Source organism: Serratia symbiotica (Periphyllus acericola) (assembly GCF_964019515.1).
GTDB classification, from domain to species: Bacteria; Pseudomonadota; Gammaproteobacteria; order Enterobacterales; family Enterobacteriaceae; genus Serratia; species Serratia symbiotica_D.
Map to the genome: position 1 here is coordinate 947,581 of NZ_OZ026452.1, position 17,166 is coordinate 964,746.

Genomic DNA, 17,166 nt, shown 5'->3' on the forward strand with positions numbered 1-17,166 from the left:
TGTCAGATTATTGTCAGGTCAGATATGAATTCCGGCGCGGAGTATATCACCCTATCACTAAATACCTGCGCCAAATAGTAGATCACTGAAGGAACTCAATCCGGTTTGAGAGATCTGATCAATCGCCAAATATCACAAACCCTCACAACCGGACTGAGTTATGCCGATCATAGCACCCATCCCCTGACATGAACGACGTCAGATGGGCTTTGTTGAATAAATCGGATTTGGAATAAAGAGTCCCGTGAATGGGCATCTTTCAGGCAAGGCGTACACTTTCTAGCATACCGGCTAGCGTCATCTTGTTTAATACACAGATCATGGCCAGCGCCTCTGCAACTTGCCCATCATAATCTCGCAGCGACAGGTGACCACCAAATAGCTGTTTTACTCTGTACCTCGCTGTTGCCGCTATCGAACGTCGGTGGTAGCCTGTGATACTTTTCCACCGTGTGTTGTCTCCGGTAACGCGCTGGTGCACCACCGCTTGATTTCGCTCTGCATAGTCTGCCGACCAATAACGGGCTCCGCTGCTGGGCGGTATTAACGCCTTGAGCTTCTTGCCCCTTAACTCATCATCACACACTCGCGTATCCTAAGCCCGATCCGCCGAGGCGACTTTGATTTTACGGTACCTCTGGCGGATGAGACCTGGGAAGGCTGCGGTATCGGTGACATTGCTCAAGGAAAGGTCAGCACAGATGACCTCATGTGTTTCTGTATCTACGGCCAAATGCAGTTTTCGCCAGATCCGCCGTTTTTCCTGACCGTGTTTTTTTACCATCCACTCCCCTTCACCCAACACGTTGATCCCGGTAGAGTCGATAACGAGGTGCGCAATTTCACCCGGCGTTGCGGTTTTAAACGGGACATGGCCGGACTTCGCCCGCTTACTGATGCAGGTATCGTCCGGGCAGTTCAACGGCACTTTGATCAGTGTGACAATGGAGTCGACGAAGCGCTGGAGGGCGCGAAGTGTCAGGCCGAAAATCCGTTTCAGCATCAATACGCTGGTGATTGCCATATCGGAATAATGTGGTGTGCGACCACGCAGAGAAGGTTTTGCCTCGCAGTACCAGGCGTGAAGTGCCGTTTCATCCCCCCAGTAAGTGAGTGATCCCCGAGTGGTAAGGGCGTTGTTGTAAGCCTTCCAGTTGGTGATGTTGAACTTTTGCTGGGCCACGGAATATCGCTATGTTGACAGAAGGAGAGTGATCTGATCCTCGTGCCGGCCAAAAGTTCGATTTATTCAACAACGCCCTTGGGCAGTGCCCACTATCCTTATGTACTTCAAGTACGTTCCTGTTGTGGCGCGCTGTCCGTATCCAAACTGGCTGCAACAATCTACGCCTACTGGGATAGGCTCTTGGTTTGATATTCAATTAATTATTCGCTACCGTAACGATATTCTGACTGTCCAAATTAGCCCCTAGCCTGCGCAAGACCTGCGTTAATGGCGCTCACTATGCCTGTTAAACCAGTAAAAAAAAGCAGGAATGACCTGTTAATCCGATTTGTATCGTCGATAGCCTGCTGGGGTTGGTATCGCAGCAGGTCGCATGATCTTCCATGTTATGGCGATGAGGTTACCTGCGGGAAAGGGGCCTAGGATGCATCAGTGTTGAACCAGCGCGGCGAGGCAGCGATCTATGGGGGGATGATATCGACGAAATGTCAGCGCTGTGATATTTTATCGCCGATAATGATCCTTATCAACAAATTAGGCAGTATTGATCGTGGCGCATTGGCTGAATATTCCGTAAGCTATGCGCCTTTTCGCGTTTTGAATGTTGTGAGGCAGGTTATATGGATTCACTCGTTGTTCCTGATTTGGCGCTGTTGCGGCGCTGGCTGGATCAATCAGGCATTTCTTTTTTTGAGTGCAATTCCTGCCAGGCGCTGCACTTGCCGCACATGCAAAACTTCGACAGTGTGTTCGATGCTAAGGTCGATCTGGTGGACAACGTGATCCTGTTCTCGGCGTTGGCTGAGGTCAAGCCGAGCACGCTGATACCTCTGGTGGCTAATCTAAGCCTGATCAACGCCAGTTCACTTACCGTCAAGGCGTTTGTCGATATTCAGGATGACAATCTGCCTAAGCTGATCGTTTGCCAGTCGCTGAGCATCGCTGTGGGAGTGACGTTGGAGCAGTTCACCCACTTTATGCAACAGGGTAAAGAGCAGATCTCAATGGTGATCCTCGAAGCGCGGGAGAACGATCTGCTTTACATCAGCGACGAAGAAGAGGGCCCTTCTGGGGTCGAGTGTCAGCCAGTACTACATTGACCCCCGCTGTATACCGACCCTCTTGCTGCTCTAGCCATCTATAAAAGGTAAGGCTGTAGGTGAGCCTTTGATCAAATTTTGTCAGTAGATAACGAATCTTGTTAATACTTCATTACGGGAACCACTTGTCGCTGATGGCTTTCTAGGTGCTGTCGGCCTTGATATCGTACAGCGCGCTGTTCAGCTTAGCCAGCAATGCTTGATTATCCGGGCGAACTGCAATGCCCAATCCGGTACCGAAATATCGTGCATCGGTCACCTGTGCGCCGACTGGCGCTAGATCAGGATTGTTTTTAAGCCACTCATTCACCACTGCATTCTCGCCGAAAACACCATCAATGCGGCCACTTTTTAGCTCAAGGATGGCGTTCTGATAGCTATCGAAGGAGACGTTGTTAATCTACGGGTGCGTATCTTGTATGTACTTCTGGTGGGTAGTGCCATTCTCCATGCCGAGCTTTTTACTTGCCAGATCCGCCAGCGAGCTGAATTTGCCTTGCTGAGCAATGACAATAGCCGAGTTGGCGTAGTACGTACGGTTGTGTGAATGAAACCTACTTGCTACGCTCCGGCGTGATGTCCATCCCAGAAATCAGCGCGTCGTATTTTTTAAACTTCAGCACAGCGATCAGGCTGTCGAACGCCTGATTGGTGACAGTGCATTGCGCCTTTATCTGTTTGCACAGCGCCTTGACCAAATTGATATCAAAGCCAACTATCTGGTTGTTAGAGTCCAGCGACTCGAACGGTGGGTAGGTGGCGGAAGTGGCGAAGCGGATGGTATTGGCTGCGTTGGTGTTAAAGGCGATCCCGGCCAGCACTTTGGCGGTCAATAAGAGTTTTTTCATGCGTAACGCTCCTGTCTTAAGTCCGAATATTGTTATCTCGCTAGCGCATGGATTTAATAATAATCACCCTACCCTTGGCGATAACCATGCCGCTGAGTGAATTGATAGGCAATAAATAAATGAAAAGCCCTGTAATTAAGCGAGGCTATGAGGGTAGCGCTTATGACAGCGTTCGAACATCAGCGCGCGCCGCTCAACCAAGCGCATCAGTAGCGTCAACAAGCCATTTACGCACAGGTAGACCAGGCCAGCGGCGGCAAATACCTTCAAATCGTAGGTGCGGCCGTACATCAATTGGCTATAGCCCATAACTTCCATCAGCGTAATGGTGTAGGCCAGAGAAGTGCTTTTGAACATCAGTACAACTTCGTTGGAGTAGGATGACAGTGCACTTTTGAAGGCGAACGGCAGCAGAATACGCAGCAATTGTTGGCGTGACATGCCCAATGCCTCGCAGGACTGCCACTGACCGCTAGGGATTGCCCACACCGCGCTGTAGAGCAGTTGGCTGGTATAGGCCTCGCTGTTCAATGCTAGCGCGATCATCGCGCATAGCCATGGCTGCGATAGCAGGTTCCACAGCCAAGGATATTCGCGGATTGATGGGAACTGGCCTGGGCCATAGTAGATTAAGAAGATCTATACCAGAAACGGCGGTGCCGGTAAACAGCGTGATGTAGATTTTGACCAGCGGCGTCAGGAGTGGCGTTTTCAGCGTCAGGATCACCGTCAGCAGCAGCGATAGCACCAGCGCCACGATCAGTGCGGCAAGGGCCAGCGTTAGGCTGCTGTGGAGACCTTTGATTATATCCGGCAAGTATTCAAGCATAAGGTTGCTCCCTGCTCAAAGCGCGTGGTGTGTAGCTCGATGCGTTTAATAATGTACTGGCTGAGCAGAGTGACCAACAGGTAGATAACCGCTACAATCATATACCAGGTAAAAGGCTCCTGGGTACGGACCGCAATACTCTTAGTCTGCAACATCAAATCGTTTACGCTGATTAAGGAAACCAGCGCGGTATCTTTCAACAGCACCAGCCACTGATTGCCGAGGCCGGGCAGTACATGATGCCGCATCTGAGGCATGATCAAGCGGAAGAAGACTACTATCTTGCTGATGCCCAGCGCCTGGCCGGACTCCCACTGCCCCTGTGGTACCGCCTTGAGTGCACCACGTAGCGTCTGCGACGCGTAAGCGGAATAAAGTAGAGCCAAGGCGATCACACCGCACAGGAACCGGGCTGATTTCGAGGTTATCGATCGTCAGTTGGATCGGTAATCGGCACAGACCTAAATTGAGGGTGAAACCATCCGACAGCATCAACAGTAGCTGCGACGAACCAAAATAGATAGGCAGTACCACCAGAATTTCTGGCAGACCACGCACCAAGGTCATCCAAACGGTGCCAAACCAACTGACCAGCTTCCAGCGAGACGATTCCCAAACGGCAAACAGCATCGCCAGAATAAGCCCAAGGATCAGGGCAAGAGTAGCAATGCCGAGGGTCATGGCAGCGGCGTTTGCTAGGGGTTGAATGTCATTCATCGCGGCGGATTACTGCTGGAACTATTTTTTGTAGAGGGCTGCATAGGTACCATCCTGTTTGATCTTGTCCAGAGCGGCGTTGAACTTGCCTTGCAACTCAGTATTTTTCTGACCTAGCGCAATACCCAGGCCGGTGCTAAAATAATCTTTATCAGTAACCTTATCGCCCACCGCTGCCAGCCCCGCATACTGCTTCAGCCATTCGTTAACCACCGTCGTATCGCCGAATATTGCGTCCACACGGCCGTTTTTCAGCTCCATAATGGCATTCTGGTAGCTGTCATAGGGTACGGTGGTAATTTCTGGATGTTTGTCGGCTAGATATTTCTGGTGAGTGTTGCTATTTTGCACGCCGACTTTCTTGCCTTTCAGCGCTACACCATCGGCCAAGCTGCCTTTCAAGGCGATAAATAGCGCCGAGTTGCTAAAGTACGGCTTGGTGAATAGCACCTGCTTTCCACGCTCTGGTGTAATGTCCATACCGGCCATTACTGCATCAAAGTGACTGAACTTCAGGCCTGGGATCAGGCTATCAAAAGCTTGATTGGTGAAGGTACACTCGGCCTGCATCTCTTGACAAAGTGGGAAACGATCGGCGAAATTGGTCAGACGCAGACGCTGCAACAGCTTGTCGGCGTGTTCCATCGCCTTAGCCTTGGTCAGGCCCAGCACGCGGCAGGGTGCCTTGATCAAGTTTTGCACCACCGTAAGGTGAGGCCATAGGTTGTATTGCTGGAATACCATGCCGACGTTCTGGCGTAGCTCGCGGATGGATTTTTTACTTGGCACCTGCATGAAGTCAAACTGATTACCAGCGATCTGCAACTGACCCGAACGCGGCATTTCCAGCAGGTTCAATACTCGCAACAGTGAGCTTTTCCCAGCACCACTTGGGCCAAGCAGTACCAATGTTTCCCCCGCTGAACAATTCAGCGTAATGTCAAACAGTGCCAGGTGAGTACGGTAGTAACAGTTGATAGCGTTCAGTTAAATGCTCATGCATAATAATCGAATAGAAATTGATGTAAGATCTTAACTTACAAAGAATATTTATGCAATATCTATGCGCTAAAATTTATGGCGATGCAGCGAGCAATAAGAACCCACGGGGATAGGCTCTAAACCTAATATAAGAATTGCGATTCAGGGGGCGGAGTGGACGTTGGTGGTGCCAGGTTGTGTATTGAGCCGCGACATTTCTTAAGTTGACTGAAATCTGACTGTCATCAAGACCATGGCACATTGCCGACACCAAGCATGATGCCGGTATGCAGAATTTGCACACGGACAGCGGCGTTGTTGAATAAATCGGATTTGGAATAAAAAGTCCCCTGAATGGGCATCTTTCAGGCAAGGCGTACACTTTGGCATACCGGCGAGCGGCATCTTGTTTAATGCACAGATCATCGCCAGCGCCTCTACAACTTGCCCATCATAATCTCGCAGCGACAGGTGATCACCAAATAGCTGTTTTACTCTGTACCTCGCTGTTGCCGCTATCGAACGTCGGTGGTAGCCTGTGATACTTTTCCACCGTGTGTTGTCTCCGGTAACGCGCTGGTTCGCCACCGCTTGATTTCGCTCTGCATAAATAACGGGCTCCGCTGCTGGGCGGTATTAACGCCTTGAGCTTCTTGCCCCTTAACTCATCATCACACACTCGCGTATCCTAAGCCCGATCCGCCGAGGCGACTTTGATTTTACGGTACCTCTGGCGTCCGAAGCCCTGGAGGGCGCGAAGTGTCAGGCCGAAAATCCGTTTCAGCATCAATACGCTGGTGATTGCCATATCGGAATAATGTGGTGGGCGACCACGCCGAGAAGGTTTTGCCTCGCAGTACCAGGCGTGAAGTGCCGTTTCATCCCCCCAGCAAGTGAGTGAACCCCGAGTGGTAATGGCGTTGTTGTAAGCCTTCCAGTTGGTGATGTTGAACTTTTGCTGGGCCACGGAATATCGCTATTTTGAAAGAAGGAGAGTGATCTGATCCTCGTGCCGGCCAAATGTTCGATTTATTCAACAACGCCTTTATTTGTCCTGAAAGCTGTGGTGAAGATATTTTCGCTTATTACTCAACAAGTAAGATGGATGGTTACAGAACGTTAAAGGCGGGTCAACAGGTCAGTTTTGATGTGTACCAAGGGCCAAAAGTGAACCATGCAAGCCTTATTGTGCCACTGGAAAACCAAGTTCTGACTTAAGCGCCCTCCATAGAGTTGTTATGCAATGACACCTGGTAAAAATGCCAGCCACTGTGTGGCTGGCATTTTTATTCATTTACTCGCGCGCCAAAGCATCGATCGGATTCAGCCGCGCAGCGTTGCGCGCTGTGGCAGATAGCCGAACACCACGCCGATGCCGGTTGAACAGACAAACGCACACAGCAGCGCTGTCGGCGGGAAGCTGATCTACCAGCCTGGTAACAGCAGTTGTACCAGCAGGACAATGGCAAACGACAGCGTGATCCCAAGCGCACAACCGACTAAGCAAACCAATATCGCCTCGATCAGAAACTGCTGCAACACGTCTCCAGAACGGGCACCTACTGCCATGCGAATGCCGATCTCGCGCGTGCGCTCAGTAACCGACACCAGGATGATGTTCATCACCCCAATACCGCCCACGACCAAAGAAATCACCGCCACCAGCGTCAGGAACAGTTGCAGCGTGCGGGTGGTTTTCTCTGCAGCTTGCACAAAACTATCCATGTTATAGGTGAAGAAGCCTTTCTTGCCATGACGCAACGTCAGCAAGCGCGTTAACTGCTGCTCTACCTCATGGCTACTGTAACCGTCGCGGATGCGTACAGTGATCGAATCAAAATAGGTGTTACCCATCAGTCGGTTGGCCATGGTGCTGTAAGGCACCCAGACATTCAGCGTCTTACTGCTGCCAAATATTGACTGTTTCTGTTTGGCCACACCCACTACCGTTGCTGACATGTTGCCCACCAGAATCACTTCCCCCACCACCTGTTTTTTATGCGGGAACAGACGACGCTGGGTATTGGCGTCGATTACCACTGTCTGCGACTGCACCTGCATAACATCGATACCCGCCCCTTGGGTGAAAGTCATGCCATACACGCGGAAATATTGTTCGCTAACACCGCTGACATTGGCTGCCACATCGATATTGACTAACCGTATGCCGATAGTCGGCGATAACACGCTGACATAGGGTTGCTCACGCAATGCGTCAAGATCCTCATATTTAAGCGACTGGCGAAAGGTGGGATTGTCGTCACCAAAGCCCTTGCCGGGATAAATATCGATCGGGTTTGTGCCGATGGCTTTGATATCTGCCAGTACCCGCTGTTTGGCCGCATCGCCGATCACCAAGATTGATGCCACCGAGGCAATGCCGATGATAATGCCAAGCACGGTCAGTGCGGTGCGCATTTTATTAGCCGTCATCGCCCGCTATGCCATGACCAGTGCCTCGCGCAAGCGCCCGACCATCTGCTGCCAAGACGGCACAATGGCGTCCAGACTAAAAGATTTAACTTTCTGATTTCCCTTCTGATTATTGCGTGAGTCGGCAATGATCTCGCCATCACGAATTTCAATGATCCGTTCAGCCTGCTGTGCCACTGCCTGATCATGGGTGACGATAACCACAGTATGCCCCTGCGCGCGCAGTTGTTTGAGAATGTTCATCACCTCGTCGCCGGAATGGCTATCAAGCGCACCAGTCGGCTCATCCGCCAGGATCACCTGGCCGCCATTCATCAATGCGCAGGCAATGCTGACACGCTGTTGCTGATCACCAGAGAGCTGGCGGGGCCGATAACTTACGCATTCGCCAAGCCCCAATCGCCGCAGCAACGCCTCTGCCCGCTCACGACGTTCCACTTTGCCAGACCACCGGCACCTCGACGTTGTGCGCCGCGCTCATGTGCGGCAACATATGATAACGTTAGAAAATAAAACCGAAATGCTCACGGCGCAACTGGGCCAATGCATCGTCATTGAGCATCGCCACATCTTGCCCGGCCACCTTGTACACACCAGCGATCGGTTTGTCCAAGGAGCCAAGAATGTTCATCAACGTCGATTTTCCTGAGCCGGAGGCCCCAATGATTGCCACCATTTCCCCTGACTCAATGCTCAGGCTGACATATTTCAGTACATCCACCGTCTGATCGCCCGACTGATAGCTGCGTCGAATGCCGTTCAGTTGCAATAGCTCCGTCATCAGCTATCCCCCACACCGCTACGGCTGACGATAACTTCCTCTCTCAACTGTAAACCGCTGAGGATCTGTACATCAATATCATTACGCAAGCCGACAGTCACTTCGCGTTTCTCCTCGTTACCCTGTTTCAGCACCGAAACAGGGTAACGGTTATCGGCAATCTGATCGCCCAGCGCCGTCAGCGGGATAACCTGCGCCTGTCTAACGCCCGCCAATTGAATATGCACTTGTGCCGTCATCTGTAAACGCAGCATTACCGCTGGGTTTGGCACCTCGAAACGCGCGTAGTAAAAAATGGCATTGTTGACTTTTTCCGGTGTCGGCTGGATATCTTTTAGCACACCGTTATAGCGCCTAGTAGGATCGCCTAGTACCGTAAACCACACCTTTTGACCAGGCTTGAGGTAGATGACAAGAGTCAGAATGTTCGATGCCTGCTGCGCGGCGATCACCGTCTGGCCTTGCAAGGAAGTGGATCTGCACCACGTCGCCGTCCATCGGCGCTTTAATGCGGGTATAGGCTGGCCTGATTTCTGGCGATCTGCGCGTTAATGGTGCCTACCTGCGCCTTTTTCACCGCCAACTGTGTTGTCGCCTGATCCAGATCCTGGCGAGAAACCACCTGCAATTTGGCCAATGCCTGGTTGCTCTGCAAGGTTACTGCTGCCAGTTGCTGTTCCGTCTGCGCTTGTAGCAGTTGAGCGCGCCACTCACGCAGCGTTGCCTCACCTTCTCATATGCTGTTTTGCGCTTGCTGTGAATCGATCACCCCTAGCAACTGCCCTTGCTTCATATTATCGCCAATCTCGACATACAGTTTTTCCAACTGCACACTGACCTGCGCGCCAACGTCAACCTTGCGCACCGCATCAAGTTGACCAGTCGCCAACACGTTTTGTTGCAGGTCACGTTTAACCACCTTCACCGTATTAAAATCGGTCATTGGCAGTTGGCGAAAATGCCAGAACGTCACGGCGGTTATGACCGTGATAATCACCAGGATTATCGTCCTGCGCCTATATCTTTTAAAGCACGTCAAAGTGGGTTCCTGCCTGTTCTTGTGGATATTAACCGCCTTATGGACGGCGGAAGTAAATTATCATGCAGCTTGCGAAATCACTAAACTTTAGGCGCTGTCTGGTCATTGTCCATGAGCGACGCTGGCAGTCATTTGAATACGCAGCAAGGCACGGGCCCTAAGGGGCGGTGGGCCAAATACCGGTTAGTCACCGAGGAGCGCGTTCAAATGGCCCCACTAAAAGGCCGTAATCCGCGTTGTCGGGCTTGGATATAGGCCGTCATCCTACGGGCTTTTAGGTCTGCAACGCCGCCAAGCTCAATCACCGGACACAACCTAGCTCAACACGTCGCGGCTTGTGGCAATACCTCAGGTTACCCTTCAATATTGAACTCCCGTTTAGTGAAATCTGATAACATAGCGCTATTTGACATAGTCCAGGATTTCATCATGCCGCAGCACAACCCGCTCCCTGTATCTACCCAGCAACTTAATGGTCAGCAACTGATGACAGCACTGATTAAGGGAGAAAAGATACCGAGCAAGGCTTGGAAAAAAACCTCATTTCGCCTGAAATTTCTCAGCCGATCAATACTGAACTGGCACACCACCCGCAGGCTACTCAGCATCCTGGCTTCCAACCCTTTGCTGGACGAGATCCTGAGCGCACAGCCGAATCTGCCGTGCAAGCTGCATCGGCCCTACCTGGCAGCGAACATGAACAAGATCGCATGCCTGTCCGCACTCAGCGATCATTATGATCTGATCATCCAACGCATGCCGCTGAAGATGCGTCTAGGTCACCTGAGCCAGCAGCCGTTTGTGCTGTCCTGCGCGCAGGACAAAAACGGCGCACCGATAACGCTGGAGCTGGCAGCGTTCGACAAGCTTAATAAAGAAGGGGAAGCAACCCTGTTACTGCGCAACGCCAATGGCATTATGCTGGCGGAAATCACTTTCGCGCTGATGCATTACCAGCAACAGCCAACACTGTTTATCGGTGGCCTGCAAGGTGCAAACCATGGGGTGCCGCATGCTGAGATCCAGAAAACCACCAAAGAATGCCATGGGCTATTCCCGAAACGTTTGGTACTAGAAGGGATTTGCATGCTGGCGCACAATCTGGGCATCTGCCAGATTGTGGCAGTCGGCAACGCCACTCACATCTATAAGAACTGGCGTTATCAGAGTAAAAAAAAAGATCAGCTACACGCGGATTATGATCAATTTTGGCTTTCAATGGGCGGCAAAGCGCTCGATGATTGTTATTTTCTGCTGCCAGCACGCATCGCCCGCAAACCGATTGATGAAGTCGTCAGCAAGAAACGCGCTGAATACCGCCGCCGTTACCAACTACTGGATGAGTTAGAGCAAGGGTTGGATAAGCATTTCAGCACCCAGCAGGCCTTGGTGGAAGCATAATCGGCGCGGGAACTCGCCAGCTAAATCCCGCGCGAGAAAAGTTTTTTCAACTAAGCGATACTGACATCATGTATCCGATTCGCCAGCCTATGTTGCCACCTCGACCGCCAGATCGGGGGGGCGAAACGTGGAGTGGCACTTTCAGGATCACCTTACACATCGGCATATTGGCGTTGGTCAGCACCAACGCCACCCGCAGCATGGTCAAAAAAACCCTTGCAGGTCAAGCAACCCAACATCGAATTTGCCACTTTAATCGATTGTTAAGCTTGATGATATACGTGATCCTGTTTTTTATGGGTATCAGCCTGGCGTTTATAGCAGATATCAGCAGCAACCTGCTGCTGATACTCCAGTACACACCGGTATTTTCAATGTGTATCCTCGGCGCTAACCTGTTGCTACTGGCACTGCTTGAACGCCACATGCAGTGGCATAACACGCATAAGCAGGAGAATCTTCCCTTGCGCCTGAATATTGCACTAGAGCCGCTTAAGCTGTGCGGCATGGTGCTGAGCGGTTTCCTGCTCGGTCTGACACAGTGGCAATGGCTGCCATTCGCCAGTAAAGGCAGTGAATACGCGCTGATTATCCTGCTGCTGTTGGTTAGCATCCAACTGCGCAGCAGTGGCATGACGTTGCGTCAGATCCTGTTGAATCGCAGTGGCATGGATGGTGAACCTCGCCTCGCTGGCGGGTGGCTTACTAGCAGCATAACTGATGAAGCTACAGCTGAAGGTAGGGCTGGCGATGGCTTCCAGCTTCGGCTGGTACTCGGTATCCGGAATTTTGATCACCGATGCCTACGGCATAGTGTTGGGCAGTATATCTTTCTTCAACGATCTAGCCCGCGAGTTGGTGGCGATTATGTTGATCCCAACGCTGGTGCGCCACAGTAGCTGTTCGGCTCTCGGCCTGTGTGGCGCTACCTCTACGGACATTACCCTACCAATGCTGCAACGCAGCGACAAAGCGGTCAGGGATCGATTTAAGCAGCACATGCGCTGGGCCGTTGGCTGAACCTCAGGGATGAGGTTCATTAATCACCAAGCGCTGACACCATTAAGTGTCTGGGGTGAGCGAGGAAAGCTAACGCATAGGCAATTTGAAATATAACGGGTATAGCTTTATGCCACGTGTTTTGCTCCACTCTGACCAACCTCAGTGCCGAATATAGGAAGGATCGACACGCTCTACTATATATTCAGTGATGCAAGGCTACGCAATACGGATACAATGCCAAAAATACTTAACGCTTTTATACTGTAATAACCTGTCCCATTAGGCTATTTTATTTGCCATTTTGGGCCTGGGCAGAACTCACCCTGCTCACGTACTCCCTATAAGCGCCGGTTGTTGCGCGCTGGCCGTGGCGTTGTTGAATAAATCGAACTTTTGGCCGGCACGAGGATCAGATAACTCTCCTTGCTGTCATCAGATCACTCTCCTTCTGTCAAAATAGCGACATTCCGTGCCCAGCAAAAGTTCAACATCACCAACTGGAAGGATTACAACAACGCCCTTATCACTCGGGGTTCACTCACTTACTGGGGGGATGAAACGGCACTTCACGCCTGGTACTGCGAGGCAAAACTTTCTCTGCGTGGTCGCCCACCACATTATTCCGATATGGCAATCACCAGCGTATTGATGCTGAAACGGATTTTCGGCCTGACACTTCGCGCCCTACAGGGCTTCGTCGACTCCATTGTCACACTGATTAAAGTGCTGTTGAACTGCCCGGACGACACCTGTATCAGTAAGCGGGCGAAGTCCGGCCATGTCCCGTTTAAAACCGCAACGCCGGGTGAAATTGCGCACCTCGTTATCGACTCTAGCGGGCTCAACGTGTTGGGTGAAGGCGAGTGGATGGCAAAAAAACACGGTCAGGAAAAACGGCGGATCTGGCGAAAACTGCATTTGGCCGTAGATACAGAAACACATGAGGTCATCTGTGCTGACCTTTCCTTGAGCAATGTCACCGATACCGAAGCCTTCCCAGGTCTCATCCGTCAGAGGTACCGTAAAATCAAAGTCGCCTCGGCGGATCGGGCTTAGGATACGCGAGTGTGTGATGATGAATTAAGGGGCAAGAAGCTCAAGGCGTTAATACCGCCCAGCAGCGGAGCCCGTTATTGGTCGGCAGACTATGCAGAGCGAAATCAAGCGGTGGTGAACCAGAGCGTTACCGGAGACAACACACGGTGGACAAGTATCACAGGCTACCACCGACGTTCGATAGCGGCAACAGCGAGGTACAGAGTAAAACAGCTATTTGGTGGTCACCTGTCGCTGCGAGATTATGATGGACAAGTTGCAGAGGCGCTGGCCATGATCTGTGCATTAAACAAGATGACGCTCGCCGGTATGCCAGAAAGTGTACTCCTTGCCTGAAAGCTGCCCATTCAGGGGACTCTTTATTCCAAATCCGATTTATTCAACAACGCTTCACCAAGGTGAAAGACAGCAATGGTATCTACATCGTGCCGACCTTCACCGGCCTGAGCGCACCTTAATTGGGATCCTTATGCACGCTGCGCGATCTTCGGCCTAACTCGCGGCGTCAACAGCAACCACATCATCCGTGCCACACTGGAGTCCATCGCCTATCAGACCCGCGACGTGCTGGACGCCATGCAGTCCGATGCCAATACTCGTCTACGATCTCTCTGCGTAGATGGTGGCGCGGTCACCAACAACTTCCTGATGCAATTCCAGGCCGACATACTCGGCACCCGCATAAAACGCCATGAAGTGCGCGAATCGACGGCACTCGGTGCAGCCTTCCTGGCGTGTCTGGCTATCGGCTACTGGAACGATATAAATGAGGTGAAGAGCAAGGCGGTTATCGAGCGTGAATTCTACCCCAGCATCGAAACTAACGAGCGCAACTACCGCTACAGCGGCTGGAAAAAAGCGGTGGCGCGCTCTCAAGCATAGGAAGAGCACGACTAAGCACCTATCCCTGTAAGCGCATATTGTTGCAGCCAGTTTGCACACAGAAAGCGCGCAACTACAGGAGTTCGCGGGGATTGTGAGCACTACCCAGGGCCAAAATGGCAAATAAAGTAGCCTAATGGGACAGGTTCTAAACCTGGCTTGCGGTTTGTGGTGTGGGCGGCATTTTTTACTGGCAGGTGACAAATGGCTGTAGCGCGGCGAACCGACTAACACCGAGACTATAGCCTATTGTTTTATCTGTTATTATCCTGATGCTGCACCCGATTGGATAACGGCCACCAGCACAGCAATATCAACAGCGCCATAGCGAACATCAACAGCCCAATGCTGAACTGCCCAGTCTGTGGCAACGTAGCTGAGAACTAGGCCGCTAGACCTGAACCCAGGTTCTGCATACTACCAACTAATGCACCCGCAGCACCTGGCAGATAAGGGAAAAGCTCCATCGCGCCAGTAGTAGCCAATGGGAACATCATACAAGCACCGAAGAAAAATAGCGTGGCTGGGACGATCAATGTCCAGATATTCATCACCCCAAACCAGCTTGGAGTCCACATCATCAACCCTGCCATCAGGCAACTGAGTACAGAGTGCCACATCAAACTGTGGAAAGTTTTTCCATCACGTCCGGCGTACCAGGCACCGAAGAACGCCGCAGGGATCGGCAAGATAAACAAGATGCTAACGGTTACGCCGCTCAGGCCCAGTATGCCCCCCATCAATACGCCACAACTGGCTTAAAACACCACAATCCCCGCCAATGCGCCGATCAGCATCACCAGATAACAGGTAAATGTGCCGTCTGCCAGCAGTTGGCGGATGCTGGCCAACATGCGGCGCTTTTCCGTCAGCGCTGGCCGGGTTTCTGGTAGCCAGCGGAACATGGCGTAGGTGACCCCAGCGCCCAACGCTAGCAGGAAAGCATAGTTAGCACGCCAGCAAAATAGCATCGCCAATGCCCTACCGATCAGCGGTACAAGCAGTCGGCTAATCAGGATACCCATATTCAGCAGGCTATTGGCATAACGTAGTGCAATGCTAGCGTACAGATCACGTGGCAAGGTACGCGCCCATTACTCCCGCTACGCCGGTACCCATGCCCTGAATGGCGCTGGTAACCACCAGCATGAATAATCCGTTGGATAGCAAAGCCCCCAGCGAGCCGATCAGGAAGATCATTATCCCGGCCAAGATCACCGGCCGACGACTTATGCTATCTGACAGCGGGCCGTAAATCAGTTGAGAAAAGCCGTAGGTCATCAGATATGCTGCCATCACATGCTGCACGGTGCCGGAGAGAACCGACAGATCATGCGCGATATCAGTAATAACGGGAACATAGATAGTTTGCGCCATTTGCCCAACGGCCACCAACAGGATAAGCATAACCAACAGGTGAAGGTTTTCAATTTTTTTTATTAATCTTTTTCTTCATCTTTGCCTAGGTATTAACGGGTCGTATCCCATTGCAGCAGCCAAAATGGCGAGCAGCCCTCTCCTATGCAGCATAAGCTAACAAATCTGATTATTTTAGCGAGTTTTAGGAAGAGATTGATCTAAGTTACACTGGCAGCAAACGCAACCAGATCCGTAAATTAATTGGTACATCTAACGCTTAGAGAGTAAAAAAGCCGAATGAGCCGTGGCGTTGTTAGGTTATGCCCACCATCAGCGCCGCGGGCGGGCATAACCTAACATTTAATCGATAATTACTTCCAGCAAATTAAAATAACATCATAGGAATGAGATTTATGAAAATACCAACGCTGATTTTATTCGACCACGGGAGTCGTTGATTATGGCTGAATGGGTTAACGGCAAGGTTCTAAAGGTAGAACAATGGACTAGCGGGCTGTTTAGCATCACCATTAACGCGCCGATTGCTCCTTTTATCGCAGGGCAATTTACAAAAATGGCACTGGAAATCGATGGAATAAGTGTGCAACGTGCCTATTCCTACGTCAACGCTCCCAGCAGCCCAAACTTGGAGTTTTATCTGGTTACCGTACCGGAGGGCAAATTGAGTCCAAGGCTCGCTCAATTGCGCCCTGGCTCAGAGGTGATGCTCACCAAGGAAGCAGCCGGGTTCTTGGTGCTAGATGAAGTACCTGAGTGTGAAACACTGTGGATGTTGGCGACCGGCACTGCCATCGGCCCTTACCTGTCAATTTTACAGGAAGGCACCGGGCTGGAGCGAATCAAACAGGTGGTGCTGGTGCATGCCGCTCGTTTTGCACACGATCTGAGCTACCTGCCGCTGCTGCAGCAATTGCAGCAGCACTACAACGGCAAGATGCGCATTCAGACTATTGTCAGCCGCGAAGCAACAGCTAACGCCCTGACTGGGCGCATACCCGCACTGATCGAGGATGGCTTTCTGGAAGCTGCAGTAGGATTAACTATCGACGTCGACACCAGCCATGTGATGCTGTGTGGCAACCCACAGATGGTGCGCGATACCCAAAAAATCCTGCAAGAGCACCGCCAGATGCGCAAACACCTGCGCCGCAAGCCGGGGCATATCACCAGCGAACACTACTGGTGATGCCACCTGCTTATCATTTAACTACACTTCAATACCTCAGGTGATTTTGTAAGTAATAAAGATTTTGTAAGTAATGAAATGGCGGTTACACGTGGAAATCTTAACATGTCGTTTCTGCCACCTCTTTAGATATCCAGGCTGAGGGGGCTACTGATATAGCCTTCGGCTGTAAGCTGTAAGCTGTAAGCTGTAAGCTGTAAGCTGTAAGCTGTAAGCTGTAAGCTGTAAGCTGTAATCATGGTGACCCTATACACCCACTCTGTCTACGCTTTTTTTGCACATTATTGAGGATAACGCCCAGCTGACTGACAGCAAATATTCATAATCTGAATGTTTGCAATGTCG

General features: G+C 51.3%; 6 protein-coding genes and 13 pseudogenes. 7 read left to right on the top strand and 12 right to left on the bottom strand.

Annotated elements, in window-relative coordinates; all coding sequences use genetic code 11:
* Positions 1–259: 259 nt before the first annotated feature.
* Positions 260–1,162 (bottom strand): annotated as a pseudogene (locus AACL06_RS05255) (IS5 family transposase).
* Positions 1,095–1,256 carry a hypothetical protein gene (locus AACL06_RS05260; RefSeq protein ID WP_339038240.1) on the bottom strand — a complete coding sequence of 54 codons (162 nt, stop codon included), beginning with the start codon at positions 1,254–1,256 and terminating at the stop codon, positions 1,095–1,097. Before AACL06_RS05260 ends, AACL06_RS05255 begins: the two are co-directional and overlap by 68 nt.
* Positions 1,257–1,806: 550 nt before the next feature.
* Here AACL06_RS05260 and AACL06_RS05265 point away from each other — a divergent pair.
* Positions 1,807–2,286, top strand: a complete 480-nt coding sequence (locus AACL06_RS05265; RefSeq protein WP_339036305.1) for a YbjN domain-containing protein — start codon at positions 1,807–1,809, stop codon at positions 2,284–2,286.
* Between the two features lie 142 nt (positions 2,287–2,428).
* Here the strand turns inward: AACL06_RS05265 and AACL06_RS05270 are convergent.
* The 7 genes and pseudogenes from AACL06_RS05270 to AACL06_RS05300 all read right to left on the bottom strand — a co-directional run bounded on the left by AACL06_RS05270 (position 2,429) and on the right by AACL06_RS05300 (position 6,701).
* A pseudogene (locus tag AACL06_RS05270) lies at positions 2,429–3,134 on the bottom strand (transporter substrate-binding domain-containing protein).
* 135 nt (positions 3,135–3,269) lie between these two features.
* Positions 3,270–3,963 (bottom strand): annotated as a pseudogene (gene artM, locus AACL06_RS05275) (arginine ABC transporter permease ArtM).
* Positions 3,939–4,680 (bottom strand): annotated as a pseudogene (artQ, locus tag AACL06_RS05280) (arginine ABC transporter permease ArtQ). Before artQ ends, artM begins: the two co-directional pseudogenes overlap by 25 nt.
* A 21-nt stretch (positions 4,681–4,701) precedes the next feature.
* A pseudogene (locus AACL06_RS05285) lies at positions 4,702–5,262 on the bottom strand (transporter substrate-binding domain-containing protein); the annotation flags it as partial.
* 63 nt (positions 5,263–5,325) lie between these two features.
* Positions 5,326–5,589 (bottom strand): annotated as a pseudogene (locus tag AACL06_RS05290) (ATP-binding cassette domain-containing protein); the annotation flags it as partial.
* 453 nt (positions 5,590–6,042) lie between these two features.
* Positions 6,043–6,607, bottom strand: a pseudogene (locus AACL06_RS05295) (transposase); the annotation flags it as partial.
* Positions 6,540–6,701, bottom strand: a complete 162-nt coding sequence (locus AACL06_RS05300; RefSeq protein ID WP_339036307.1) for a hypothetical protein — start codon at positions 6,699–6,701, stop codon at positions 6,540–6,542. The gene AACL06_RS05300 and the pseudogene AACL06_RS05295, both read right to left, overlap by 68 nt.
* Between AACL06_RS05300 and AACL06_RS05305 the strand changes: the two genes are divergently transcribed.
* A complete protein-coding gene (locus tag AACL06_RS05305) occupies positions 6,682–6,879 on the top strand; it encodes a cold shock domain-containing protein (RefSeq protein ID WP_339036309.1) in 198 nt (65 codons plus the stop codon). The genes AACL06_RS05300 and AACL06_RS05305 overlap by 20 nt on opposite strands.
* A 76-nt stretch (positions 6,880–6,955) precedes the next feature.
* On the opposite strand, the pseudogene macB reads toward AACL06_RS05305, so the two are convergent.
* Positions 6,956–8,875 (bottom strand): annotated as a pseudogene (macB, locus tag AACL06_RS05310) (macrolide ABC transporter ATP-binding protein/permease MacB).
* Positions 8,875–9,914 (bottom strand): annotated as a pseudogene (macA, locus tag AACL06_RS05315) (macrolide transporter subunit MacA). The pseudogenes macB and macA overlap by 1 nt, the downstream one beginning before the upstream one ends.
* 429 nt (positions 9,915–10,343) lie before the next feature.
* Here macA and AACL06_RS05320 point away from each other — a divergent pair.
* The 4 genes and pseudogenes from AACL06_RS05320 to AACL06_RS05335 form a co-directional block, all read left to right on the top strand.
* Positions 10,344–11,315, top strand: a complete 972-nt coding sequence (locus AACL06_RS05320; protein ID WP_339036311.1) for a VirK/YbjX family protein — start codon at positions 10,344–10,346, stop codon at positions 11,313–11,315.
* A 254-nt stretch (positions 11,316–11,569) separates the two neighbouring features.
* Positions 11,570–12,281, top strand: a pseudogene (locus AACL06_RS05325) (lysine exporter LysO family protein); the annotation flags it as partial.
* 459 nt (positions 12,282–12,740) lie between these two features.
* Positions 12,741–13,709 (top strand): annotated as a pseudogene (locus tag AACL06_RS05330) (IS5 family transposase).
* Between the two features lie 56 nt (positions 13,710–13,765).
* Positions 13,766–14,255 (top strand): annotated as a pseudogene (locus AACL06_RS05335) (FGGY-family carbohydrate kinase); the annotation flags it as partial.
* Positions 14,256–14,509: 254 nt separating this feature from the next.
* On the opposite strand, the pseudogene emrD reads toward AACL06_RS05335, so the two are convergent.
* A pseudogene (gene emrD, locus AACL06_RS05340) lies at positions 14,510–15,695 on the bottom strand (multidrug efflux MFS transporter EmrD).
* Between the two features lie 379 nt (positions 15,696–16,074).
* Here emrD and fpr point away from each other — a divergent pair.
* Entirely contained in the window at positions 16,075–16,821 is a 747-nt protein-coding gene (fpr, locus tag AACL06_RS05345) for a ferredoxin--NADP(+) reductase (RefSeq protein WP_339036313.1), read from the top strand.
* The last annotated feature ends 345 nt before the right edge of the window (positions 16,822–17,166 follow it).